This is a genomic window from Prevotella mikamonis, from assembly GCF_055381405.1.
In genome coordinates this window covers 699901-726419 of sequence record NZ_AP035785.1, presented here as the reverse complement: position 1 = coordinate 726419, position 26519 = coordinate 699901, and the positions used below count along the sequence as shown (strand labels likewise).

Below are 26519 nucleotides of genomic sequence, written 5' to 3'. Positions count from 1 at the left end.
ATATTATATCAATTCAAAATATCCGGTGGGAATTTTACGTTTCAACACCTCCACCTGAAAATCCACCCCTGCAATAATACCATAAGAGCGTAGAGTCTGTTCTATGGTTTTCTGTGCCAACACAGGATGATTGTTTTCCTCGCTCAGGTGGCACAACCACACATACCGGAGCTTTTCCGTTGCATTCTCGGCCAAAGCCTTGGCACATTCCAGATTGCTAAGATGCCCCGTAGGTCCGGAAATTCGGGTTTTCAGATGTTGCGGATAAGGACCTGTAGCCAACATTTCTGCATCATGATTGGCCTCTATCACAAGATAATTAGCCTCTCCGATGATTTCTTTCATCTGCTCCGTGATATGCCCAACATCTGTCAGTATACAAAACGTCACACCGCCATAGACTATTTTATAGCCTACATTGTCCGAGCTATCGTGTGGAACTTCAAAGGGAGTGACACTGAAGTTACCAATCTGAATCGTCGTATCTTTATCTATGACTTTCGCGAAATGAGGAGCAATCTTTCTCCTTACACAGAAATTCTTTTCAATACCAGCATGCACTTTCAAGGTAGAATATACCGGTAGGTTGTAATCCGAACTGATGCTGCCAACAGATTTGATATGGTCGGCATGGTCATGGGTTATAAGGACATGGTGAATTTGGCTCAACGAGAGACCATACTCTCGAAAGTGTTTCTTGAGAGTCCTGATGCCTACACCAGCATCTATCAGTAGCCCATCGGTCTCTGTATACAAAAGGTAACTATTCCCACTACTGCCACTACCGAAAGATACAAATTTCAACATCCTTTTTCGTTTATTTTGTACAAAAATAGAAAGAATACATGAAAACAACAAATTAATTATTTACCTTTGTCCTATATTTAATGTTTTTAATATGTTGCTTACAAGAATCGCATTTCATCGAATGAAAGCACTGTTTATCCTATCAGTGACAGCTCTCTTCCCCCTGTTTATGGCTTGTGGAGCTTTTGATACTGACAAGGATAGTAGTGGGATTGCCGACTCTTTTGCCACAGCATATTTTAATTACGACTACCATAAATCCTTAAAATATGTACACCACACATCCAGGAAGTGGATTGTCTATGCAGCCAGTCAAGTCAGACAGGAAGACGTAGATATGCTCCGCAGCATGGCTGAGCCACCCACTATCGAAATCGAAGAGCATACGAGAGACAAGGAAAACGACTCTCTTGTCCACATCACTGTAAAGGTCAGCAACTTCTTCAATATGGATACTATCGGCACAAGTGGACACATGGTGCAAGATGCCAGGTTTTCTTTGCCAGTATTATATGCCAAAGGGAAATGGCTTGTCAGACTCGATGAACTGCCAAGGCCAATCAGGTAAAAATACTGCAAGGCTCTTGCAGTAATGCTGCAAAGGCCAAACAGCATTGCTGCCTCGGCTTTTCAGCATCGCTGCCAAGCCCTTGCAGCAATTTGAGTCTGGGTTAGTGAGTTTTTGAGTCTATGAGTTTTTAATTAATGAATTAATGATTGACAATTGAGAATGGATGATTGGTAGGTAAGGGTTTATTGGATTGTAGGGACGCGGCATGCCGCGTCTGCAAACAAGTGTCAGATATTACATTGCACAATAAATATAGGATGACGGTAGAGACGGAGTGTACTCCGTCTCCATAGGCAAGACATTGATTATCAATCAAACAGACAACAGGAGACGGTGTACACACCGTCTCTACCCAATCCCCATGTTCGTCGCGCAATGTGCAAGCATGAACAGGAGAGTATGTGACTATCTTGCTTTCGGACGCGACATGCCGCGTCCCTACAAACTCCTAATCTCTCAATCATCAATTCTCAATTGTCAATTCGCCCGACAGGGTGGAACTATATTTCCATTTTCTTTCCAAATTATTTGGAACTTATCCATATTTTTCCTAACTTGCACAAAAATTAAGACAAGAAGTATTTTTCAACCTTGATATAAATGGTAATTAATATGGAAATGATACAAGTTTGTCTTATGAATGGGATGGGCTGTCCATTATCACAGTTCGTTCATGGTCTTCTGAATACCCCCTACGCCGGCGACAGGTTTTAGGCCGGCGGCAGATAATCCTGCCGTTTGTTCAGTCGGCTCTATATACCAGCAGTAATCAATTCGTACCTATATTTTTATTATCATGAAACGATTCTATCTTAGTCTTTTATCATTGGTAGGAATCTTCAGTTGGTTGGGCGCCCAGGATAAGCTCCTGAAGACGACTAACCTACCTCGTCCTACAGACCGTATTGTCAAGCAACAAGTAGAATACAAGCATCCAGGAAAGAATGGAACTCATGTGTTTTGGAACTTCAGCGAACTGAATGCCGTTAACCCCAAATACAATATTGATTATAGCCAGCTGAGGGGTGCAGCCGATACGATTGTCGGTACTGAACACCAGACAAGCTACTATTATATCTCACGCGGTGACTCATTGATGTTGTCTGGCTATGAGAACCAGACCACACGAATGCACTATACCAGGCCCGAATTATTGCTACGCTTCCCACTAGCCTATGGCGACAGTATCGGCAGCTGCTATTACGGGACAGGTAAGTATTGTGGTAAGCTGGATATGACATCATCCGGTTTATCCTATTCCGTAGCCGATGCGTATGGGTTGCTGATACTACCTGGCGGCGATACCCTGAAACATGTGATGCGTGTCCATACCACTAAATTCATTTCAGAGAAAGTACAGGCTTTCGCTGAACAGGATACATTGCAGGCAGACAGCCTTAGCGGGAAAATCCTTTCCGACCAGTTGATTCAAGAATTTCTGAACAACGATACGACCATTCTTCAAGAAGATATCTACAGATGGTATGCTGTCGGCTACAGATACCCAATATTCGAGACTGTGACTGCGGGAGGTATGCGTGCCAAAGGGAAAACCACCTATTTCTCAACGACTTTCTATTATCCTCCCAACGAACAGAGTTATCTGGCCGATGATGCCGAGAACAGGAAGATACAGGAGCAGTTGCGTCAGGAAGATGCCAGGCGGTCAGGAAATGGGAGAAGAAAAGATGTCCGGCATCCGATGGAGGACGAACTTCATTTCCGCTATAATTTCTATCCCAATCCGGTACGGACAAGCCTGGCTTTCGAATATTACATATCCGATGAGGCAGAGGTCTCTTATGATTTGTTTGGCCTGTCTGGCATACTGGTCTGCCGGAGAGGACCGGAAAGAGTGCAAGGTGGTGCCCATGAATATAGGATTGACATGAGCCAGCTGGCAGCAGGAACCTATATCCTGCGTGTGCGTGTGAATGAAGCTACCTACAGCGAAAGAATCATTAAAAGATAGAGCCATGAAAGAGAAGTTTATAATCCAAGCCAATATGTGTTATCGGTTTCTCGCAGCCAAGTGTAGATATGGTATAAACGTGCTGGCCCTTGGCCTTCTATCCGCTTTTATACCTTGTATGGCGCAGGATATTCCCGAAGTGTCCGTCAAACGTGACGTCATTCCTCCGTCTCCGCGGGCCAGGACTTTTCAGGTCTATGGGAATATACCTGTAGATTATTCTACGGGAGTCCCTCATATCGAAATACCTCTTTATACACTTACTTACGGGAATATCAGTGTCCCTGTCACGCTCAGATACCATACTCATAACGTACAGCCCTTCAAGGCAAAAGATGGTAATTCCGGTTTAGGGTGGGTCGTCGAATGTGGCGGCTCTATCAATAGAAGCATCGTTGGACAGCCTGACGAAGCTTCGGGAATAATAGAACCAGGCAAGGAATACAATGAGAACCAGGAAAGTGATTATCACGAGTTGAACTTTGGAGATGAGAGATGCGATGCTTTCGATCTCACACTGCCGAATGGCACGGCAGCTTCATTCTTCCTGGAATGCAAGGGAGAAAACGGCAGTTTCTCAGACCGGTTCAACTTCCACCTGACTCCCAATATTGAAGCCAAGATAGTTACTGACAGTGACTTAGAGAATTTCACCATTACAGATAATAAAGGGATAATCTATGAATTCGGAGGTAAATACAAGGAATTCATGAGCGATCCCAGTGTCCCCGCATGTGGTTGGAAATTGCATAAGATAACAGACCCACAGACCAATAGAAGTGTCCTGTTCACATATACATCTGCAAGTCAGAAAGGCTATAGTTTAGGTTCCTTTCACAGCATTCTATATGATGAAGCACCGGGAGCTCCGGTTTACGATGGCGTCGAGGATTTGAAGTTACAGTATTGGGCTTTGCATCCAGAGGGAGACCCTTGTACCCATTATCCTCCATCAGGCGTAGAATATCTGGAAATGTGTATGGGAGCAAAGAAGAATGACTGCGTCATTGAAGATATATATTGCTATCCATACTCAATAGAGGAAATCCAGACAGTAACGGCTGGATATGAGACTATGTCTTTTATTGCCAATGATGGTGTCATAGAAAAGATAAGGATAACACGAGGAGCGAAACTGGTACGGGAAATCAGTTTCCAAATGGAGAGCTTGACAGGCAGAGTCCCTGTAAAACTCTTGAAATCTGTTATTATCAAAGGAAGCGACAACACTACTCCTGAAGTTTATCAGTTCGAATACGATAGAGAAAAATGGGTTAACTACAGCTCAGACTATTGGGGATTTTATACGGGGCGTTATTCTACTCGTGACGGCATGTGTACCCAGAAAAGGAAAATCTATTATACTCCGTTATCAGCTTCTGGTGGATATACCTTTGATTACGAAGGCTTTTACGAAGCTCCCCGGCAGATAGAACTTGGCACGGTCGAGTTTGAAGCTGATCCTGGCGGTTGTAAAGCCAACCTTCTTACCAAGGTCATCTATCCTACAAAAGGGTATACAATCCTTGAATATGAAAGTGGGCAATATCTGTCAATCCTCAAGAAAACCGAATATGGTGGCGGGCCTCGTATCAAACGTATGACGGATGTAAGTGGAGAGGGCCAGAGCGTTACACGCCAGTTCAGCTATTCCACAGCATCGCTTGCCGATGATCCAGCCAATATCAATTTATATCTGAAACGGCGCATGAATCTGCATTTTATAAATACTATGGGTTATTACAGGACATGGCAGACCGTCATCAGCAACCAACCCTTTTGGGGAGCAGACATCAATGTGCATTATCCGGTAGTAGATATTCACTATGAGTCAGAGAAAGGCTCTTATAAGGAAAGGTATATCTATGATTACGATAAACCTAAAAGGCATCTCTACAATGTAACGAGTACAGGTGAGCCTTTTATAAGTGAGCTGTTTGTTAATCCCCAGTATGGCAAACTAAAGAAAAAGATACTCTATAATGCAGACAACAAAGTAGTGCAGAACGAAACCTATGTCTATGATACGACTAGGCGGACAGTTATCAATAATCGCTTTGTTTCCAGCCAACTGGCATCACATGTAGATTTCCATATCATCAGGAGCATAAGGAAGTCACATCCCAATTTCCTGCCATCTCGTATCTATGAGTATTATGACTGTAAAGTCCACATATCTAACTTACGGCTTGCAGAGAAGACAATCACTTCTTATCTAGGGAACGATTCTGTTTCGATACAGGAAAAATATTCGTATACAGGTGACAGCGATTTCAGAATAGCCACGAAATCCGCTATACAATCTGATAAAAGTACGAAGACTGTCAACTATAAATACATAGATGCTTCAACCAACGCTGCCATGTTTCAGAAAAATATGATTAACAACGTGCAAGAAGTATATTCCCAACACAACAGCAACTGTCAATGGGTAAAAAACGAATATGACCGTAACGGGCTGTTAAGCCGTATCTATACAGCCCAAGGTAAAGGGACGCCTCTTTACAAGCTACGCATTGAGAACTCGTATGATATCAGGGGAAATGTCACCTCTTCTGGCAAATCTGGCGATTATCCCACATGCTATCTGTGGGGATATGACAACATGTTACCGGTGGCAAAGATAGAAGGTATGGAATATGCCCAGTTGCTCTTACGGTTAGGTGCTGCCTTTATCAGCAGCATAGGAAAATGCAGTGACAATACCGTCCTTAGCCAATATCTTACGAAAGTCAGATTGCTGATTCCGACAAGTCTGGTTACAACCTTCCTGTACGATCCAGCTCTAAAACAACCAATCCAGACATATGACCCTTCGATGAGGGAGACCGTATATCTGTATGACGGATTAGGGAGGTTGATAAGTATTAAAGGACCAGATAACAGAATTTTGGAACGTTATAACTATCATTACCAACATTAAAAAAATGAGTATGATTCCTTCAGCCGACTTTACAAGGAAAGGAATTGTGAAGGTAAAGTGATAAGGCAATATCATTATCAGTTCAAGTCATTAAAGTGATAAGCCATGAGAAAAAAGATATATAAGTTTTCAAGAAAGACAGGTCTGTTGGTCTTCTGTCTTTTGGGAACAATTCATACCGGTGCTCAACCCAAATTGTCAATTTATCCTCCAAGAGTAACTATATCTGAGTTTGGCCAAACTATCAAACTGCGTGTAAACGGACAGAAAGTACAGGACTACAGTATCGAGGGATATAATCCGATTTTTACCGTGAAATATCTGGATAACAGGCATACTGTGGAAATAACATACAATGTCTCTGCCAGTCAATCTTCCCAGGTCGTTGCAGATGACGAGTACGATGTTACAGAACTTTATTTCTATGATAGGAATGATATGAACTCGATGGCGCTCATCTGTAAATATCCAATAAGTCATATTGTAAAAAAAGGATTGGAAGGCGGACGGATAGAATGTGGTGAATCTCTCGTGGAAACTGGGAATTCTCCAGGAATACTTACGAGTGCATCTCCTGCCTCCCATGGGAATGGCACATACAATTACCAGTGGCAAGAATCCATTGACGGCTCTGTGTGGAATGCAATCTCGGGAGCTACAGGTACTGCTTATCGTTGTCCGTCCCTGTCTGATACCCGATATTACAGACGTTCGGTCAAGTCTGGGAATGTCGTTGCTTATTCTAACACCGTAAAGATAGAAGTGGTCGACATGCTCAATATCCCACTAAATAATGAGAACTACATCCTCACCCGTACGATGCTGAATCCGTCTGGTACGGCCTATACAGACAAGATCGAGTATTTTGACGGATTGGGCAGGCCTGTAGAGACAGTCTTGAGGGAATCATCTCCGAGCAAGCAGGATATTGTTACCTATCAGGAATACGATGGCGCAGGACGGCAAAACAAGGTATGGCTGCCCGTACCGGTAGCCGGAGCGGGAGAGTATAGTGAGTTCTCTGCCGTACAGAATGCCGCTAATTCCTTCTATCTGGATTCAAAGGCTTATCAGGAAACCATTCACGAGGCGTCTACGCTCAATCGGGTGCTGAAGCAGTTTGGGGCTGGCCAGGCCTGGCAGCACATGGACAGGGCTGTCAAGAGTCAATACCTGACCAATACAGCAAGTGGCAGTCTGGCCTGTATGCAGTTCGCTGTTCAGGCAGACAACACCTCCATACAGAACAAGGGACTGTATGCCAATGGTACCTTGTTTGTCACACAAGTGACTGATGAAGATAAGCATATCTCCTATGAGTTCAAGGACAAGCAGGAACAGGTCGTGCTGAAGCGTACTGTGGATGGTAGCCAGCTGCATGACACCTATTTCGTCTACGATGATTTCGGTCGGCTGAGGTATGTCCTACCTCCTACGGCAGCTGATTTTCTCACAGCTAGGAATGTATCATGGAATACGGCAAATAACCAGACCATCAGGGACTATGCTTATTATTATCAGTATGACGAGCGTGGCAACTGCACGCTGAAGAAACTGCCGGGGTGTGAACCTGTCAAGATGGTATACGACCGGGCAGACAGGATGGTATTCAGCCAGGACGGCAGTGCACGGGAGAAAGGTTGCTGGGCTTTTTCGCTTTATGACGCACTGGGCCGTCCGACGGTGACGGGCATGTGGAAGACAGCCACCGCTCCGACCGTGACAGATGTGGTCGTGAGAACAGAGTATACCGGTACGGGAGCATTTGGGGGACATATCGTCAATATCTCCCTGCCGGCTTCGGCCACGCTGCATACAGTCAATTACTATGACAGCTATGATTTCGTCAATCTCCTGCCTGCCTCCGAGAAATCCAGGATGCAGATACAGACTGTGTCTGGCTACGGAACGGCTTTCCCCTCTAATGCCGCCCCGAATGCCAGAGGAATGCTCACGGGTACACGAATCTGGCAGCTGGGCAGTACCGCCCAATATATAGTGTCCGCCTTGTACTATGATAGTCGGGGCAGAGTGGTTCAGTCGCATACCTCCAACCATCTGGGAGGCTTTGAAGATGAGTATTTCTCTTATACTTTCACGGGCAAGGTACTCAATCGTCGGCATGTTCATTCGGCAGCTGGAAAAACCATACAGACGGAAGTATACGGATATGCCTACGATCATGCCGAGCGCCTGCTCACAGTGACACACCGGCTGAACAGCAATACGCCCGTAGCCATTGTCACCAATACCTACGATGAGGTTGGGCGACTGAAGAGCAGGAAGACACCAGTCGAGACAACGGCCTATACCTATAATGTAAGAAGCTGGTTGACGCGGATAGCAGGAAGCAGATTCAGCGAGACGCTGACATATAACGAAGCTGTAGGTGACCTCACGCCCTCTACTCCCTGCTATGGTGGCAACATCAGCAGTATGAAGTGGCAGACGGGCAGCGGACAGATGGAACGAGGCTACCGGTTTGTCTATGACGGAGCAGGACGGATGACGAAAGCCCTCTATGGAGAGGGAACTGCCATCACTGCCAACAACAAGTACGATGAGACAGCCACTTACGATAAGATGGGTAATATCACGACCCTACATCGGCAGGGGAAAACAGATAACGGATTCGGGCTGATAGACAAGCTCACTTACAGTTACAGCGGTAACCAGCTGACCAAGGTTTCCGATGCTAGCGGTGCACCGATGGCCTATTATGGTGCGTTCCATTTTGTGGATGGCGCTGATATGGGAAAAGAATATGTTTACGACGCTAACGGCAACATGACACAAGATTATAACAAGAAAATTTCGAAAATAGAATATAATTCCGTAAATTTACCGTCGAAGCTCCAATTCAGCTATGGGCATTTGGCAGAATATGCTTACGATGCTACGGGGCGGAAGCTGCGTGTGACGTATACCACGTCGAAGACCAACCTGTTGGTGCCGATGGGAAGCATCGTACCGCCCCAGGCTACGAATGTGGCGACCACCCTGAAAACCGATTATTGTGGCAATATGATATACGAGAATGGCAAATTGGCCAGGATGCTGATAGATGGTGGTTACATCACTTTGACAGGCAATAGCCCTGTCTACCACTACTACTTGCAAGACCACTTGGGCAACAACCGCGTGGTGGTGCAGGCTGGCGGCAGTGTGGAGCAGGTGAATCATTACTATCCCTTCGGCGGATTGTTCGGCGAGTCCACGGGTGGTGGCACGCAGCCATATAAATACAACGGCAAGGAGCTGGACCGCATGCACGGTCTCGACTGGTACGACTATGGTGCCCGTCATTACGATGCAGTGCTTGGCAGATGGATGTGCATGGACCCACTGGCGGAGAAAACCTTTCCTGTTAGCGGTTATACATATTGCTTAAATAATCCAATGAACTCCGTTGACCCAGATGGGAGATTTCCTTTTTGGGCAGTTTTGGGTGCAGGAATAGATTACGGCTTCCAAGTGTATGATAATTATCAAAGAGGAATGTCTGGATATGATGCTTGGGTAGGAAATGTTGATTTTGTAAGTGTAGGTCTTTCGGCTGTAAATCCTACTGGAAAATTTAAAGTATTGAAAACGGTGGCAGTAGAGATTGCTAATGCGGCTATTAAATATAAGCCCAATGACAAACTTGGTATAAAAAATGATATTATAGAAGTTGTAACCGAAGCTGCGTGGAATACAGGAATTGCTATTGGAGCTGGGAAATTAATAGACGCAGGATCTACACGAGCACTGCAAAAGGCTAATAAAGGGATTTCCAATGCAAATCAGCAGCTAAGAAAGGCAGAAAAGAAAGCATTGCGCTCACCAAATTCTCCCAAAAAGGCTAAAGAAGTAAGCAATGCACACCTCAATGTGCAACTGGCAAGAAACAAACAGGTGCGTACACAAATGCTCAACTCAACTATCGGGAAAGCACCTAATGCAAGCCAAAAAGTTATAGATATAACAACAAATAGACTCTTGAAAGATGATGAAAAAGAAAAATTATAAACGTAAATCTCAGGTCTCCAAGAAGAGAATATCTTCTGAGAATCTTTTTGCACTCATTCTATGTTCTATCATTGGCATAGGCATGATATGCAATTCTATTTACAGACATAAGAAACTTTCTACGAATTCTGAGTATATCATGGCTAAAATAACAGATATTTATCAGTCTTATGATGGGAAGAGAATATGGGATTACGAGATGAAATACCAGGCTTACCTTGATGGTAAAACATATATTTGGACCTGTTTTATTGAGGAAAAAGAACTTGATGAGGTTCATGTAGGTGACTGTATAGAGGTTCTCGTCAGTCTGGATGATAAGAGAGTGCAGGAGTGGAATCGGGAAAAAGGTGCTTTCAAATGTGAATGAGTTTGTAGATTGACAAGATTACGTTTACACCATCTACATTTATTATCAAAGCCTTATTGATTTACTTACGAAATGTTCTATTCTTCTTTTATCTGATAGTCATATAAGTAGAAATCTGCATTCTAGCTATAAGTTGTTTAAAAGTAGTCATAGTTATAATCTATAGTTCATGTTGGTAAACGCATAGCAATTGTTGTCAGCATGAATGATAAAAAGTACAGCAGTAAAGCAAATCAAAAAGTGCTTTTAAGTGTGAGTGAACTCTAAAGAATTAAATGCTCAGTATGAAAAATCAAATAATCAAGAGAATAAGATGAAGTCTCAAAGTAAATATGAAGTTATTATATTGGTAATATTTATCGCTGGAGTGTTAACAGGTATCACGGGATATTTACTACACACCAAGATAGTAAAAAGAGCCGTCTCTCCGGTAGTTGACTTTATTGAGAAAGAAGAAATCACAACAGGTAAAACTGGCCTGTTTGATAATCCCGATAGCTTAGGTTACTATCTTGATTCCGGATTTGTACCGAACGCTAAAGTAGCTTATCAAGTGGCTATGAATATTTTATATCCAATATATGGTTATAGCCGTATTGTCAAAGAGAAACAACTCATGGATAAGCAGGTTTGGATTATCACAGGCTTCAAAGATTCGCTATCAAAAGGTGGAGTGGTAGAACTGTATTTGCGCCGAAAGGATGGAAAAGTCATATTGGTAGCATAGAGTGAGTGTATATGATCTGTGTCTGGAAAACAGGACAGGAGACTAACAGACGGTGATTGTATCCACTTGACTGCCTCCCTCCCTGTATACCCGAATCGTTAACAGACCACTTATTTTCTCAATAAAGCTTTTAAATGTTTGGATTTTGGAGATTAATTTTGTAATTTAGCACCTTGGAAATAAAGCTCTAAACGGCTTAAAACGAAAATAAAGGGCCTTAACAGCCATTTTGCCCAAAAGAAAACATTCTAAAAACAATATAAAGTAATAATGGACGAAAATCAGACTATTGATCATGACAGAATCATGAAAATCAACATTGAGGAGGAAATGAAGTCTTCATATATCGACTATTCTATGTCGGTAATTGTTGCTCGTGCGCTCCCTGATGTACGTGATGGATTTAAACCTGTACACCGCCGTATCCTCTATGGTATGCTGGGCATTGGAAACACAAGCGACAAGCCTTATAAGAAGTGTGCCCGTATAGTTGGTGAGGTGCTTGGTAAATACCATCCTCATGGCGACTCTTCTGTTTACGGAGCATTGGTGCGTATGGGACAAGAGTGGAACATGCGATACAAGCTTGTTGATGGTCAAGGTAACTTCGGTAGCGTAGATGGAGACTCTGCTGCCGCTATGCGTTATACAGAGTGCAGACTATCAAAGATGGGTGAACATATCATGGATGACCTGGAAAAGGACACCGTAGATATGGATAACAACTTTGATGACACGCTGCAAGAACCTTCAGTAATGCCAACTAAGATACCAAATCTACTCGTTAACGGAGGTAATGGTATTGCAGTCGGCATGGCAACCAATATTCCTACACATAACTTGGGTGAGGTGATTGATGGATGCTGCGCTTATATTGACAATCCTGATATTGACCTGGATGGGCTGATGCAGCATATCAAGGCTCCGGATTTTCCAACCGGTGCATATATATATGGTATACAAGGTGTACGCCAGGCATACGAAACGGGACGCGGGCGTATCGTTATGCGTGCGAAAGCCGAAATTGAAAGCGATGAAAGCCACGATAAAATCGTAATAACTGAAATTCCTTATGGGGTAAATAAGGCAATGCTCATAGAGAATGTCGCAGAATTGGTAAAGGAAGGCAAATTAGATGGAATCAGCAATGCCAATGATGAGAGCGGTCGCCAAGGCATGCGTATCGTCATTGACATTAAGCGTGATGCCAATGCCAACGTTATTTTGAACAAGTTGTTTAAGATGACAGCTTTGCAAAGTTCGTTCTCTGTCAACTGCATCGCACTGGTTAAGGGACGCCCACGTCTGTTAAGTTTGAAAGAATGTGTCAAGCACTTTGTGGACCATCGCCACGATGTAACGATTCGCCGTACACAATATGATTTAAGAAAAGCACAGGAGCGTGCCCACATCTTGCAAGGCTTAATTATAGCATGCGATAATATTGATGAAGTCGTGCATATCATTCGTGCCAGCAAGACTCCGATGGAGGCTCAAAGAAATTTGGAACAGCGCTTTGAATTAGACGAATTGCAGAGTAAGGCTATTGTAGATATGCGCTTGAGTCAGCTTACCGGTCTTCGCATGGATCAGTTGCATGCAGAATACGAAGAATTGGAAAAACAGATTGAATATTACAATCAGATTCTGACAGATCCTGAGCTTTGCAAGAAAGTTATGAAGGATGAGTTGATAGAAGTAAAGGATAAATACGGAGATGAGCGTCGCACGGAAATTAAATACTCTAGCGAAGAGTTTAATCCTGAGGATTTCTATCCAAATGACCCGGTAGTAATTACCGTAAGCCACATGGGATATATCAAGCGTACGCCATTAAGCGAATTCCGTGAACAAGCGAGAGGAGGGGTTGGTTCGAAGGGAGCGCGCCACCGTGAACAAGACTTTACTGAATTTATCTATCCAGCAACCATGCATCAGACCATGCTGTTCTTTACAAGGAAAGGACGCTGCTACTGGTTGAAATGCTTCGAGATACCTGAAGGTGACCGCAACTCGAAGGGACGTGCTATTCAGAATATGCTCAACATAGAACCAGACGATGCCGTCAATGCAATACTACGTCTGCGTGGTCTGGATGATGAAGAATTCATCAACTCTCACTATGTGGTATTCGCAACGAAGAACGGTACGGTAAAGAAAACTGCTTTGGAGGCTTATTCGCGTCCGCGTGCAAACGGTGTCATTGCTATTAATATAGCTGATGGTGATGAAGTTATAGATGTTCGCTTGACAAACGGTCAAAACGAACTTATACTTGCAAACAGAAACGGACGTGCTGTCAGATTTAATGAAGATACTATCCGTACAATGGGACGTACAGCAACCGGTGTACGCGGCATGCGCCTTGACGAGGATGAGGAAGACCAGGTTATTGGTATGATTGTTGTTGATGATCCAGAAAGAGAAACTGTCATGGTTGTTTCTGAACAGGGATATGGTAAACGTTCTGATGTGGAAGACTATCGTGTAACCAATCGTGGTGGTAAGGGGGTAAAAACACTAGCCATCACCGAGAAGACTGGAAAACTTGTCAGCATTAAGAATGTAACAGATGACAACGACCTAATGATTATCAATAAGAGTGGTATCGTTATTCGTTTGGCAGTATCTGATGTCCGCACTATGGGACGTGCCACGCAGGGTGTTCGCCTGATTAATCTTGCCAAAAAGAATGATGCCATAGCCAGCGTATGCAAGGTTATGAGTTCTGAGCTTGAAGCAACGGTAGAAGAGGAAAGCCGAAGCCAATGGGTACAGAAATCAGAACAATTCAGACAAGATTCAACAGCAGAGGGGACAACAGAAGAAACTGATGTAACCGATAATATGAACGAAGAGACAGAAGAATAAAACAATATTAAACTTTTAAATAACTGAAGTATGAAAAAAATGATGATTGCAGCATTGATGTTCTTGGGAACATCTGCTGTATTTGCTGGAGACAGCGAACCGCTGAAAGCCATCTTGAAAGCAAAGACGTATGAAGCAGCAGCAGGTCTTCTGAAAACAAATCTGAGCCAATTGGCTAGTGCCGCGGAAAAAGCTGCTGCCTACAATAAATTGGTGGATCTAGCTATGGATAAAGTTGGTAAAGAGCAAGCTATTATCAACTCTAATCAAATGGCAGTGCAGTTTAAGCAGGGCAAAGTAGAAGCTTATGATACATTAGGATTTTATAATGCTGTATATAATGCTATGAGCAATGGTATGCTTGCTAATACTTTTGACCAACAACCCAACGAAAAGGGAAAGGTAAAGCCTAAATTTGAAAGTTCGAACAGCAACCGTCTTTATAATGTTCGTCCACAATTGATTAATGGTGGTCAGGAATTTGGCAAGAAAGAAAATCAGGCAGAAGCTCTGAAATATTTCGGGCTGTATGTAGAAAGCTCTGAAGACCCATTGTTCAAGAACATTGATAAGACAAAGAATCCTGACCAATATCTTGGTGAAGTTGCTCGTGTAGCAGCTGTATACGCATTCCAGAATAAAGAACTGGAACGTGCCAACAAGTATTGCGATATAGCAATGAAAGACACTGCTGTGTACAAGGAGGCTTTGAATTTGAAGATGTATCTGATGCAGCAGAGCCTAAAGACAAAAGCCGATTCTTTGCAATATGTTGAGACACTGAAGGGTATTTATGCAAAAGATTCAAAGAATGAGCAGATCTTTGCAACGTTGGCTAATATGTATGGTAGTCTCAAGATGACTAGCGAGCAAACTCAATTTATTGAAGACAAAATCTCACAAGATCCCAAATGCTTTTCTGCCTGGGCATTGAAAGGCCAGAATGCAATGAATGCCAACAAATTAGACGAAGCAACTTCTAGTTTCAAGAAAGCTCTGGAAATAGATGGTCAGAACGTAGTAGTACTTACCTATTTGGGCTTTACAATCAATGCCCAAGCAGGAGCTATCAGTGGTAATACAGCTGAACAAAAGAAGCTTTATGAAGAGAGCACAGCTATTCTTGAGAAGGCTCGTAGCTTAGATCCAACTCGCGAGAAGGCTAACTGGAGTTATCCTCTATATCAGTGCTATTATTCTCTCTATGGTGCAAATGATGCACGTACAAAAGAGATGGAAGCTCTGAATAAATAAACTCTATTGAATGAAAAAGAATCTCTATTTGCTTCTATTCCTATTGGCATCTTTATCTATGCAGGGTAAGGAAGCGTCTCCACGTACAACAGCCAAGAAGTTGAACAAACAAATAGAGATTCTTTTAAATAAATTAGAGAATGGACAACATTCTACCATAGATTCCGCAGCATATTATAACGATGTCTTCCAAATGCTGAAGACTGCTTTAATATGTGATTTCTATGATGTGCAGTCGTTAAAGAATCAACAAGATACACCAAGCTATCGCTTAAAGAACGGAAAACATCTGAATGGCTATTTGGAAAAATTGATTGATGCCGGTATGTATTACTACCGACACATGCAGAACGAAACTGCCATTAATGTTTTTAGATTATATCTGGATTGTACGGAAAGTGCTTTGTTCCATGAGCAAAAATATATTCAAGGGCAAGCTGCTTATTATGTCAGCTTACTTGCTTATGGAAAAAAGGATTATATTACATCAGAACATTTTGCAGATGTAGCATTAAAGGACATTAATTACGCAAAGGAAGCTGCTGAAATAAAGGTGAACTGTATGAGGATGGGATTGAAGAATAAAGTAGATTCAATCCAATATCTATCCGTATTGTCAGCATTGCACAGAGAAAAACCAGAACATGAATTGTATTTTAAATTACTGATAGAATACCTCTCATCACCGGGACATAAACAGCTACTGAAGGAATTTGCTACAGAAGAAGTGCGTATAAGACCCAACAATAAATGGGTTTGGGCACTAAAAGGAGAAACTGATATGAAATCCCAACAATGGGATGATGCAATAGTCTCTTTCAACAAGACTCTTGCCATTGATTCCACGATGATTAAAGCAATCTATAATATAGGTCTATGCTATTGTTCAAAAGCCATGTATCTAAGACGGGAACTCGAAAATGACAGTGGCAAGGTGAAACGAAAGGATTATAAGCTGATAAGAGAGGAACTAGACCATGCCGCAGCATGGCTAGAAAAGGCAAAACGATTAGACCCAAATGAAGATATAGTGAAATGGAGCTTTCCATTGAAAAAGGTAAAGAAGGTTTTAGGTAATTAGATGAATAAGGATATGAGGAATAAAGTTAATCTCATCATTTGGATACAGATATTTCTATTTTTTTCTTTGAATGCAAATGCCCAAAAGAAAGAAATGGCACAAGCGAGAATAGATATTAAAAGTGGTAAGAACCTGGATAGGGTAGAACAAAGTATGAAACAACTATTAAAGGATTCTACCAACAGGATAAACGAGAAAATTTGGTTGCTTCTTTTTGAAGCCCAAAGAAAAATATATGAACAAGGAAATGAGAAACTATATCTGAAGCAGAAATATGATACTGCAAAACTTTTTAATTCGTGTCTCAATCTTTTCACGACATTAGAAGGATTGGATTCCTTAGATGCTCGGCCAGATAAAAAGGGAGAAATCAAGCTAAAATACCGATTGAAACATTCGGAATTATTGAATACTTATCGTCCAAATTTATACAACGGAGGAATTTATTTCCTGAACAAACAAAATTATCAAACAGCATATCATTTTCTAGATACTTATATAAATTGTGCTGAGCAACCTTTGTTCAGTTCATACAATTATTTGGAAAAAGACACACTATTGCCAGTTGCAGCCTATTGGGCTGTATACTGTGGGTATAAGATGGCCGATACAAAAGCAACATTGCACCATACTTATTTGGCCTTAAAAGATACAGCTCATTATGCTATGATGTTACAGTATCTGGCAGAAACGTATAAATTAGAAAATGATACGTCTCGCTATGTACAAACATTGGAGGAAGGATTTTTCAAATATCCTAAATTTCCATTTTTCTTTCCACGTCTAATAGAACATTATTCCGCATCGCGGGAATATACTAAAGCCTTGGACATTTGCAAGCAAGCATTAAAGGCCGACAGCACTAATGTCATATTCAGATTTGCGACAAGTACAGTTCTGCTGAATATGAGACGCTATACAGAATGTATCAACCTGTGTGAGGAACTATTAAAACAGGACAATTCAATGGTTGATGCCTATCTCAACTTGGGATTAGCCTATTTTAATCAAGGAATAGAAATAGAGAAGAAAACACAAGACCAAGTCAAGAAGAAAAAAATGATTTTGCAATCATATAGGGCTGCGTTGCCTTATCTTGAGAAATACAAGAAATTTGAACCTACTCAAAGAGAGAAATGGGGATTACCACTCTATACTATCTATTTAAATTTAAATATGGGTAAAGAGTTTGATGAAATTGATTATATACTAAAGCAGAAAAGATGAAAGGACTAAACGAAATACAAAGTAAGTTAGGAATCGAAATGAATGGCATGCAAGAAGCAGCTATGAATGCTATCCTACACACAAATAGAGATGTACTGATACTTTCACCTACAGGTTCGGGTAAGACACTGGCTTATTTACTTCCCCTAACCCAATTGCTGAATCCAGAGGTTCCTACAGTGCAAGCTGTAGTAATTGTTCCCGGTCGAGAACTAGCATTACAATCAGCAGAAGTCCTGAGCAATATGGGAAGTGGACTAAAAGCCATTGCATGTTATGGTGGACGAACCGCCATGGAAGAACACCGCCGTATAAAGTCGATTAATCCCCATGTCATTTTTGCAACACCAGGACGTCTAAATGATCATTTAGATAAGACCAATTTCAATGTGGACGATATTAAGTTGGTCATTATTGATGAATTCGATAAATGTCTGGAAATGGGATTCCAGGATGAGATGAGTCGCATATTCTCGAAGCTATCACATGTAAAACGTCATATCCTGTTATCGGCTACAAAAGCAGAATCTATACCCCAGTTTATCCAAATGGGTAGGACAGAAAAAGTAGACTATCTGTCTACAGAACAAGTCCCGGATAGAGTAATTATACATCAAGTAGCAAGCCCTATTAAGGATAAACTAGATACGTTACGACAACTGCTGTGTGACATCGGAGATGATAGTAGTATCATCTTCTTGAATTATCGTGACAGTGTAGAAAGAACTGCTGACTATTTACGACAACAGGGTTTTACCATTAGCGTCTTTCATGGTGGGCTGGAACAAAAAGAACGTGAAGATGCGTTATATAAGTTCTCAAATAAGAGTGCAAATGTCTTAGTTAGTACTGATCTAGCTTCTCGTGGACTTGATATTCCCGATATAACCAATATCATTCATTATCACTTACCAGAAAGTGAAGAAGGCTACATCCATCGAGTAGGTAGGACTGCCAGATGGGACAAAATGGGAAGAACTTTCTTTATACTAGGCCCAGACGAGGTGATACCGGCCTATATTGATGGTACTTTGATTGATTATCGTATATCAGAAACGTTACCAGCTCCTCCTAAGCCCCAAATGGCAACACTGTATATCGGTAAAGGGAAGAAAGATAAATTAAGCAAAGGAGATATAGTTGGATTCCTATGCAAAAAAGGAGGACTGCAAAGTTCCGAAATAGGTCGTATTGACGTCAAAGACCGATACACGTATGCTGCAATCTCCAATCTTCGTTTGCGGCAAGTACTAAAATTAGTGCAAGGAGAGAAAATTAAGGGATTACGTACTGTCATAGAAGAAGTCAAATAAAAACTTAACATAACAAAATGTCAGGCAAAAATAGTAATAGACAAAATGTTGCTATTTTATTTTGGGAAACAAAGGAAAATTTGTAACTTCGCCACTATAAATTAATCCACTAGCACAATTATTTTATAACTAAATATATATTCAGATGAAGAAGTATAATTTTAACGCAGGACCCTCAATGCTTCCTAGAGAAGTGATAGAGAATACAGCCAAGCAAATCTTGGATTTCAATGGAAGTGGTCTGTCTCTGATGGAGATTAGCCACCGTGCCAAAGACTTCCAACCTGTAGTAGATGAGTCGGTTGCTTTAATCAAGGAACTACTCAGCATTCCAGCGGGCTATTCCGTCATATATCTCGGCGGAGGAGCTTCTTTACAATTTACCCAAATACCTGCCAACTTCCTCATCAAGAAGGCCGCATATCTGAATACTGGTACGTGGGCTAAGAAGGCTATGAAAGAGGCTAAATTATATGGAGAAGTAGTAGAAGTCGCTTCTTCGGCTGATGCTAATTACTCTTTCATACCTAAGGAATATTCCATTCCAGCAGACGCAGACTATTTACATTTGACAACCAACAATACTATATACGGAACTGAAATCCGCAAGGATATAGATAGTCCCATTCCATTGATAGCAGATATGAGTTCCGACATCTTCAGTCGTCCTGTAGACGTCTCCAAATACGATGCCATATATGCTGGTGCTCAAAAAAATCTCGCTATGGCTGGGGTTACTGTTATTATTGTTAAAGAGGAGAAATTAGGCAAGGCATCTCGTGAATTGCCAACAATGCTTGACTATCGTACACACGTAGAGAAAGGCTCTATGTTTAATACCCCTCCCGTTGTACCTATCTATTCTGCATTGGAAACTCTTCGTTGGATTAAAAAGAATGGTGGTGTAGAAGCGATGGATACACTCGCTCGTCAGCGTGCCGAAATTCTGTATAATGAAATTGATCGTAACAAACTTTTTAAGGGTACTGCCAACGAAGAGGACCGTTCTCTTATGAACCTATGCTTCGTGATGTCTGATGAGTATAAAGAGTTGGAGAAGCCTTTCCTGGACTTTGCTACAGAGCGAGGAATGGTGGGAATAAAAGGACACCGTTCTGTCGGAGGATTCCGTGCAAGTTGCTATAACGCCCAAACTATCGAAGGTGTCAATGCACTTGTTCAGGCCATGAAAGATTTCGAAGCTAAATACTAAGTAATAAATAAAATCGCAGATGATAGTTGGGTGCTAGCGTGTGGGTGTCAAAACAAGCGACATTCACACTAACATCCAATTATCAGTTTATAATTGTTCCATCAATAATCATATTAAAGACATGAAAGTTTTAATCGCTACAGAGAAACCTTTTGCACCAGCAGCTGTCGAAGGTATTAGAAAAGAAATAGAGAGTGCTGGTAACGACTTGATTCTTCTAGAGAAATATACTGATGATTCCCAACTCCTTGAGGCTGTTGGCAATGTGGATGCCATGATTGTTCGTTCTGATAAGATAACACCAGAAGTATTAGATGCTGCTAAATCATTGAAGATTGTTGTTCGTGCAGGTGCCGGATATGATTCAATTGATACGGACTATGCCAAAGAAAAGAATATTATTGTAGAAAATACACCTGGCCAAAACTCTAACGCAGTGGCTGAGTTGGTATTTGGACTTCTGGTTTATGCTGTTCGCAATTTCTACAACGGCAAGGCGGGAACAGAGTTAAAAGATAAGAAATTGGGCATTCTGGCCTTTGGAAACGTCGGTCGCAACGTTGCACGAATAGCCCAAGGATTCGGTATGGATGTCTATGCCTATGATGCTTATTGCCCTACAGAAGTAATTGAATCCACAGGAGTCCATGCAGTAAAGAGCCAAGACGAACTGTTCCAAACATGCGATATACTCTCTCTTCATATTCCAGCAACAGCGGAAACCAAGGGTTGTATTGATTATCGTACTGTTAATCAATTGCCAAAGGGAGCTATCCTCATCAATACAGCACGTAAGGAAGTTATCAACGAACCCGAACTGATTCAACTTTTAGCAGAGCGCACCGATTTAAAATACATTACCGATATCAAACCGGATGCAGACGCAGAATTCAGACAGTTTGAAGGACGTTATTTCAGTACTCCCAAGAAGATGGGTGCTCAGACAGAAGAAGCAAATACAAATGCCGGTATTGCTGCTGCTAAACAAATCAATGCTTTCTTTAAGGACGGATGTACCAAATTTCAAGTAAATAAATAGTATGGCAACAATCAAACCTTTTCGAGGCATCAGACCACCGAAAGAATATGTAGAAGAAGTAGAAAGCCGTCCATACGATGTGCTAAATTCTGAAGAAGCCCGTATTGAAGCTTCGGATAATGAAAAGAGCCTCTACCATATCATCAAGCCTGAAATTAATTTCGCCCCTGGAACTTCTGAGTATGATTCACGTGTATATGAGAGTGCAGCAGAGTATTTCCAAAAGTTCCAAGACAAGGGATGGTTGGTACAAGATACCAAAGAGCAATACTACATCTACGCGCAAACCATGAATGGCAAGACTCAATATGGGCTTGTTGTGGGAGCATACGTAGAAGATTACATGAATGGTGTCATTAAAAAACATGAGCTGACGCGCAGAGATAAAGAAGAAGACCGTATGAAGCATGTACGTGTTTGCAACGCAAACATAGAACCCGTATTCTTCGCTTATCCTGACAATACAGTTCTAAATCAATTAATCGAAAGATATACATCTACCAGTCCTGAATACGATTTCATAGCTCCGATTGACGGTTTCCGCCATCAGTTATGGGTTATTGCCAATGATGATGACATCAGCACTATTACAAAAGAATTTGTCGGTATGCCTAATTTGTATATTGCAGACGGGCATCATCGCTCAGCTGCGGCAGCACTTGTCGGGGCAGAGAAAGCTATGAACAATCCAAATCATGACGGAACAGAAGAATACAACTACTTTATGGCTGTATGCTTCCAAGCCAGCCAATTAACAATATTGGACTATAACCGTGTTGTCAAAGATTTAAATGGATTGTCATCAGAAGAATTCCTAAGACTGTTAAGTGCTAATTTCTATATTGAAAAAAAAGGCTATGAGAATTACAAACCACAACTATTACATGAGTTCTCTCTGTATCTTGATGGGCTATGGTATAGTCTAACGGCAAAAGCCAATACATACAATGACCAAGATCCTATAGGAGTTCTGGATGTTGATATTTCGTCCAGACTCATTTTCGATGAAATCTTAGGGATTAAAGATTTTCGCTCAGATAAGCGCATAGATTTCGTTGGAGGACTACGTGGTCTCGAAGAATTAAAGCGCCGAGTCGATAGTGGCGAGATGCGTATGGCATTGGCATTGTATCCCGTTACCATGAAGCAGATTATGAATATTGCTGATAGTGGAAACATCATGCCTCCTAAAGCAACATGGTTTGAACCCAAGCTACGTTCCGGTCTTGTTATTCATAAGCTCTCTGACTAATTAATGATAGACGAATTTAAGACGATAACATCTAAAATAGGCGAGGGGACTTACTCTGAGAAAAGGAGTAAGTTCCTTGCTTTTGCACACCACGTTTCTTCCGTCGAAGAAATCAAAACCATCCTAGACCAATATAAAAAGAAATATTATGATGCCCGACACATATGCTATGCCTATGTGCTAGGTTCAGATAGGAGCGTATTTAGAGCCAATGACGACGGTGAACCCAGCAGCACTGCCGGCAAACCGATTTTAGGGCAAATCAATTCCAATGAGCTGACAGACATACTGATTGTTGTGGTTCGCTATTATGGTGGGGTAAATTTAGGAACAGGTGGTCTGATTGTAGCATACCGTACAGCAGCAGCCGAAGCAATCAATGCCTGCGAAACAATATATATGCCAATAGAGGAAACCATCAGCTACACCTTTACCTATCCGATGCTAAACAGTGTCATGCGCATTGTCAAAGAACTTAATCCTCGCATTGTGGCTCAAAACTTTGATAACACATGCGAAATTATATTAGCTATTCCAAAAAGCAAAGCTCCCTTATTGAAAGACAGATTAAGCAAACTCATCTAGACTATTCCTAAATAAAAAGAGAATAGCTTTCTACAAAAGTTATTCTCTTGATGCGGAAGATGAGGGATTCAAACCCCCGATACCCGAAAAGGGTATACCGGATTTCGAGTCCAGCGCATTCGGTCACTCTGCCAATCTTCCAAAGACCATGCAAAAATACGATTAATATTTTAGAAAGCAAAGGAAATAAGCTAATACTTCAACTCTAATTTCCGTTTTTTTGATGCCGAATCATAATTCTTGTGCTGTTCCATCACAGATGTGCGAACATGACAAGCCTTCTTCTTTCTCTGCATTTGGTCATGGATTGCACAACCACTACATCCATAACACTTATCATTTGCATATCTAAAGGTCATATATATTCTAAAAACCACAAATGATAATGCCAAAAGGAGTATCAGGCATAGTATTATATATTGTACAACCATATATCTTATCGCTCAAATTGAAATGATAGCAGCAATAGCCTTCAAGTCAACAAGGAAATTGCTGCTATCTTTTTTATCTACTAAAATGCAAACAAGGGATAATCCTTCATTGCTGCATTCACCTTCTCACGCACACGTAGAATCGTCTGCTCATCTTCCGGATTATTCAATACTTCTTCGATAAGTTCTGCAACAAGTCTCATCATATCTTCCTTTGCTCCGCGAGTTGTCATAGCCGCTGTTCCCAGACGGATACCACTAGTTTGGAATGCACTTCTGGTATCAAAGGGTACCATATTCTTGTTAACAGTAATATCAGCTGCCACCAAGGCATTCTCGGCAACCTTACCAGTCAAATCCGGATACTTAGAACGCAAATCCACCAACATGGAATGATTGTCAGTACCACCACTCACGATTCCAAATCCACGTTGCATCAACTCATCAGCGAGAACAGCTGCATTCGTCTTCACCTGAGTTGCATACACCTTCCAGGAATCTTGTAGGTTTTCACCAAAGCCAACTGCTTTGGCAGCTATCACATGTTCCAGCGGTCCACCTTGAATTCCAGGGAATACGGCTGAGTTCAAAAGCTGCGACATCATCTTCACTTCACCTTTCTTATTGGTCTCTCCCCACGGATTTGGGAAATCCTTACCCATCAGAATGATACCCCCACGAGGACCACGTAAAGTCTTATGTGTAGTACTTGTTACGATATGTGCATACTTCACAGGATTATCCAGTACTCCGGCAGCAATCAGTCCGGCTGGGTGAGCCATGTCAATCATCAGCAAAGCACCTACTTCATCTGCAATCTTACGCATACGCTTGTAGTCCCATTCACGACTATATGCGCTACCGCCACCAATAATTAATTTAGGTTTATGCTCAAGAGCCAGTTTCTCCATCTCGTCATAGTCTACTCTACCGGTTTCTCTATCGAGATTATAACCTATCGGACGATAGAGAATACCCGAAGTATTGACATTGCTGCCGTGCGACAAGTGTCCACCATGAGCAAGGTTTAAGCCAAGGAAAGTATCACCGGGCTTCAATACAGCCAAGAACACGGCTGCATTAGCCTGTGCCCCAGAATGTGGCTGTACGTTGGCAAATTCCGCACCGAAGAGTTTCTTTACACGCTCACGGGCCAAGTCTTCTACTTCATCTACGACCTGGCATCCACCATAATAACGCTTGCCGGGAAGTCCTTCCGCATATTTATTCGTAAGATAAGAACCCATAGCTTGCATCACCTCGTCGCTTACGAAGTTTTCTGAAGCAATTAGTTCCATCCCTTTAAGCTGACGCTGATGTTCTCTCTCAATAAGGTCAAAAATCTCTTGATCTCTTTTCATTGTGGCAATAATAATATGTAAAAATTAAACTATATCTATACGTAAACACTCTATACCAAGTTCACTTGGTCAATCAATTGCTCTTTATCACAATAGTGGCATTTCAAGACACCATGTTTTTTATCAACCACATGGAAGACGGTTTGCATTGGCTCATTATTCGTAATACATTTAGGATTATTGCATTTCACAATACCCCGCAGCTCATCAGGAGTACGAACAGTCTTCTTTTCCACCACTTCATAGTCTTTTATGATATTCAATACGACATTAGGCGATATAACACTCAGTTTTGAAATCTCCTCATCTGTAAAAAACCTATCCGAGACTTTGATAATACCTTTACGTCCGAAACTCTTCGAAGCAAAATTATTACCGACAGTAACAGGCGTATCCAAATCGGCCAAGCCCAGCAACGCCACCACCTGATAAGTCTTATCAGCCGGAATATGATCGATAACAGTGCCATTCTCAATAGCGGCAACCAGTCTTTCTTTCTTATTACTCATCTCCATTCCCATTAATCAATGATTGTTTTATCAGCCTTGACATCATCCAATGTAATTCCCAGGCAATAACAGAATATAGCCTCTCTGGCAAACAGTCCGTTCTTGGCCTGCTGAATGTAATACGCATGTGGACTATTATCAACATCAAATGCGATTTCATTCACACGTGGAAGCGGGTGCATAATCTTCATGTTCGGGCGCGCCTTATCCAGCATGTCATTGCGCAGAATATATACATTCTTCACCCGCTCATATTCCATCAGGTCAGAGAAACGCTCTTTCTGAACACGGGTCATATAGAGAATATCCGCATCGGCTATAATATCTTCGTTGAATTCTTCATGCTCTACATAATGAATATGATGTTCATCACAATACAATTTGTACTCCTTAGGCATGGCTAATTCCGGTGGAGCTATGAAATGGAAGGTTGGATTAAAATGGCGCATGGCCGTGATCAGTGAATGCACTGTACGGCCATACCTCAAATCACCCACAAGATAGATATTCAGATTTTCCAATGTACCCTGAGTCTGATAGATAGAGTACAAGTCCAACAGACACTGTGAGGGGTGCATGTGGGCACCGTCACCAGCATTGACCACCGGAACAGGGGCTACCTCCGAAGCATACTGGGCTGCCCCTTCGATGTAGTGTCGCATGACAATGATGTCCGCATAGTTGCTCACCATGAGTATCGTGTCTTTCAACGTCTCACCCTTGGTGACGCTCGAAGCCTTTGCATCACTGAAACCAATGACTTTCGCGCCTAGTCTGTTTGCTGCTGTTTCAAAACTCAACCTTGTTCTCGTAGAAGGTTCAAAGAACAACGTTGCTACAATCTTTCCCTTCAGAATATCTCTATTGGGATGCTTCTCGAACTCTTGCCCCATCTCCAACAAATAAAGGATTTCCTCCTTTGTCAGATCGGCAATTGTTACAAAGTTATGTTTCTCCATCTAAAATGCGATTGATAGTTCCGATTTCGTTTGCTAAATTACT

General features: G+C 41.8%; 19 protein-coding genes and 1 tRNA gene. 15 read left to right on the top strand and 5 right to left on the bottom strand.

The window, feature by feature from the left end:
• Positions 1–3 precede the first annotated feature (3 nt).
• Positions 4–807: an MBL fold metallo-hydrolase gene (locus tag ACZ42L_RS03130; protein ID WP_464716584.1), complete on the bottom strand. Its 804-nt coding sequence runs from the start codon at positions 805–807 to the stop codon at positions 4–6.
• 121 nt (positions 808–928) lie between these two features.
• Here ACZ42L_RS03130 and ACZ42L_RS03125 point away from each other — a divergent pair, with 121 nt between their 5' ends.
• From ACZ42L_RS03125 to ACZ42L_RS03055, 15 genes are all read left to right on the top strand, one after another.
• Entirely contained in the window at positions 929–1375 is a 447-nt protein-coding gene (locus tag ACZ42L_RS03125) for a hypothetical protein (protein WP_464716583.1), read from the top strand.
• A gap of 799 nt (positions 1376–2174) precedes the next feature.
• Complete coding sequence (locus tag ACZ42L_RS03120; protein WP_464716582.1) at positions 2175–3350, top strand: T9SS type A sorting domain-containing protein; 1176 nt, start codon at positions 2175–2177, stop codon at positions 3348–3350.
• A gap of 4 nt (positions 3351–3354) precedes the next feature.
• Positions 3355–6273, top strand: coding sequence for a hypothetical protein (locus tag ACZ42L_RS03115; RefSeq protein WP_464716581.1), 2919 nt, complete (start codon positions 3355–3357; stop codon positions 6271–6273).
• Between the two features lie 105 nt (positions 6274–6378).
• Positions 6379–10284 (top strand): RHS repeat domain-containing protein, encoded by a 3906-nt coding sequence (locus ACZ42L_RS03110; RefSeq protein WP_464716580.1) that lies wholly within the window; start codon positions 6379–6381, stop codon positions 10282–10284.
• Positions 10262–10654 (top strand): hypothetical protein, encoded by a 393-nt coding sequence (locus ACZ42L_RS03105; RefSeq protein WP_464716579.1) that lies wholly within the window; start codon positions 10262–10264, stop codon positions 10652–10654. Before ACZ42L_RS03110 ends, ACZ42L_RS03105 begins: the two co-directional genes overlap by 23 nt.
• Before the next feature lie 256 nt (positions 10655–10910).
• Positions 10911–11381: an NTF2 fold immunity protein gene (locus ACZ42L_RS03100; RefSeq protein ID WP_464706642.1), complete on the top strand. Its 471-nt coding sequence runs from the start codon at positions 10911–10913 to the stop codon at positions 11379–11381.
• Positions 11382–11651: 270 nt separating this feature from the next.
• Positions 11652–14252, top strand: coding sequence for a DNA gyrase subunit A (gyrA, locus tag ACZ42L_RS03095; protein WP_464716578.1), 2601 nt, complete (start codon positions 11652–11654; stop codon positions 14250–14252).
• Between the two features lie 30 nt (positions 14253–14282).
• On the top strand, positions 14283–15506 hold the full coding sequence (locus tag ACZ42L_RS03090; protein WP_464716577.1) for a tetratricopeptide repeat protein: 1224 nt from the start codon (positions 14283–14285) through the stop codon (positions 15504–15506).
• Positions 15507–15516: 10 nt separating this feature from the next.
• Positions 15517–16587 (top strand): tetratricopeptide repeat protein, encoded by a 1071-nt coding sequence (locus ACZ42L_RS03085; RefSeq protein ID WP_464716576.1) that lies wholly within the window; start codon positions 15517–15519, stop codon positions 16585–16587.
• Positions 16588–16599: 12 nt separating this feature from the next.
• Entirely contained in the window at positions 16600–17814 is a 1215-nt protein-coding gene (locus ACZ42L_RS03080; RefSeq protein ID WP_464716575.1) for a hypothetical protein, read from the top strand.
• A complete protein-coding gene (locus ACZ42L_RS03075; RefSeq protein WP_464716574.1) occupies positions 17811–19127 on the top strand; it encodes a DEAD/DEAH box helicase in 1317 nt (438 codons plus the stop codon). Before ACZ42L_RS03080 ends, ACZ42L_RS03075 begins: the two co-directional genes overlap by 4 nt.
• Before the next feature lie 145 nt (positions 19128–19272).
• The gene (gene serC, locus ACZ42L_RS03070) at positions 19273–20340 is read left to right on the top strand and encodes a 3-phosphoserine/phosphohydroxythreonine transaminase (protein WP_464716573.1); all 1068 of its coding nucleotides are present in this window, start codon (positions 19273–19275) and stop codon (positions 20338–20340) included.
• A 121-nt stretch (positions 20341–20461) separates the two neighbouring features.
• Complete coding sequence (locus ACZ42L_RS03065; RefSeq protein ID WP_464716572.1) at positions 20462–21379, top strand: 3-phosphoglycerate dehydrogenase; 918 nt, start codon at positions 20462–20464, stop codon at positions 21377–21379.
• A 1-nt stretch (position 21380) separates the two neighbouring features.
• On the top strand, positions 21381–22631 hold the full coding sequence (locus tag ACZ42L_RS03060) for a DUF1015 domain-containing protein (RefSeq protein WP_464706637.1): 1251 nt from the start codon (positions 21381–21383) through the stop codon (positions 22629–22631).
• Between the two features lie 3 nt (positions 22632–22634).
• Positions 22635–23216: an IMPACT family protein gene (locus tag ACZ42L_RS03055; RefSeq protein WP_464706636.1), complete on the top strand. Its 582-nt coding sequence runs from the start codon at positions 22635–22637 to the stop codon at positions 23214–23216.
• A gap of 53 nt (positions 23217–23269) precedes the next feature.
• Here ACZ42L_RS03055 and ACZ42L_RS03050 read toward each other — a convergent pair.
• From ACZ42L_RS03050 to pyrB, 4 genes are all read right to left on the bottom strand, one after another.
• Positions 23270–23357, bottom strand: a tRNA-Ser gene (locus ACZ42L_RS03050).
• 370 nt (positions 23358–23727) lie between these two features.
• Complete coding sequence (gene glyA, locus ACZ42L_RS03045; RefSeq protein ID WP_464700646.1) at positions 23728–25008, bottom strand: serine hydroxymethyltransferase; 1281 nt, start codon at positions 25006–25008, stop codon at positions 23728–23730.
• A 50-nt stretch (positions 25009–25058) separates the two neighbouring features.
• Complete coding sequence (gene pyrI / locus ACZ42L_RS03040) at positions 25059–25523, bottom strand: aspartate carbamoyltransferase regulatory subunit (RefSeq protein WP_464716971.1); 465 nt, start codon at positions 25521–25523, stop codon at positions 25059–25061.
• A 5-nt stretch (positions 25524–25528) separates the two neighbouring features.
• Positions 25529–26476 carry an aspartate carbamoyltransferase gene (gene pyrB / locus ACZ42L_RS03035; protein WP_464703496.1) on the bottom strand — a complete coding sequence of 316 codons (948 nt, stop codon included), beginning with the start codon at positions 26474–26476 and terminating at the stop codon, positions 25529–25531.
• Positions 26477–26519 lie beyond the last annotated feature (43 nt).

Bases quoted from the DNA above. Each gene is read 5' to 3' on its own strand.
- ACZ42L_RS03055 (WP_464706636.1), top strand. From the start codon at position 22,635: ATGATAGACGAATTTAAGACGATAACATCTAAAATAGGCGAGGGGACT.
- ACZ42L_RS03110 (WP_464716580.1), top strand. From the start codon at position 6,379: ATGAGAAAAAAGATATATAAGTTTTCAAGAAAGACAGGTCTGTTGGTC.
- pyrB (WP_464703496.1), bottom strand. From the start codon at position 26,476: ATGGAGAAACATAACTTTGTAACAATTGCCGATCTGACAAAGGAGGAA.
- ACZ42L_RS03130 (WP_464716584.1), bottom strand. From the start codon at position 807: ATGTTGAAATTTGTATCTTTCGGTAGTGGCAGTAGTGGGAATAGTTAC.
- ACZ42L_RS03075 (WP_464716574.1), top strand. From the start codon at position 17,811: ATGAAAGGACTAAACGAAATACAAAGTAAGTTAGGAATCGAAATGAAT.
- ACZ42L_RS03065 (WP_464716572.1), top strand. From the start codon at position 20,462: ATGAAAGTTTTAATCGCTACAGAGAAACCTTTTGCACCAGCAGCTGTC.
- serC (WP_464716573.1), top strand. From the start codon at position 19,273: ATGAAGAAGTATAATTTTAACGCAGGACCCTCAATGCTTCCTAGAGAA.
- ACZ42L_RS03105 (WP_464716579.1), top strand. From the start codon at position 10,262: ATGATGAAAAAGAAAAATTATAAACGTAAATCTCAGGTCTCCAAGAAG.
- gyrA (WP_464716578.1), top strand. From the start codon at position 11,652: ATGGACGAAAATCAGACTATTGATCATGACAGAATCATGAAAATCAAC.
- ACZ42L_RS03080 (WP_464716575.1), top strand. From the start codon at position 16,600: ATGAGGAATAAAGTTAATCTCATCATTTGGATACAGATATTTCTATTT.
- ACZ42L_RS03120 (WP_464716582.1), top strand. From the start codon at position 2,175: ATGAAACGATTCTATCTTAGTCTTTTATCATTGGTAGGAATCTTCAGT.
- ACZ42L_RS03060 (WP_464706637.1), top strand. From the start codon at position 21,381: ATGGCAACAATCAAACCTTTTCGAGGCATCAGACCACCGAAAGAATAT.
- ACZ42L_RS03115 (WP_464716581.1), top strand. From the start codon at position 3,355: ATGAAAGAGAAGTTTATAATCCAAGCCAATATGTGTTATCGGTTTCTC.
- ACZ42L_RS03090 (WP_464716577.1), top strand. From the start codon at position 14,283: ATGAAAAAAATGATGATTGCAGCATTGATGTTCTTGGGAACATCTGCT.
- glyA (WP_464700646.1), bottom strand. From the start codon at position 25,008: ATGAAAAGAGATCAAGAGATTTTTGACCTTATTGAGAGAGAACATCAG.
- ACZ42L_RS03085 (WP_464716576.1), top strand. From the start codon at position 15,517: ATGAAAAAGAATCTCTATTTGCTTCTATTCCTATTGGCATCTTTATCT.
- ACZ42L_RS03125 (WP_464716583.1), top strand. From the start codon at position 929: ATGAAAGCACTGTTTATCCTATCAGTGACAGCTCTCTTCCCCCTGTTT.
- pyrI (WP_464716971.1), bottom strand. From the start codon at position 25,523: ATGGAGATGAGTAATAAGAAAGAAAGACTGGTTGCCGCTATTGAGAAT.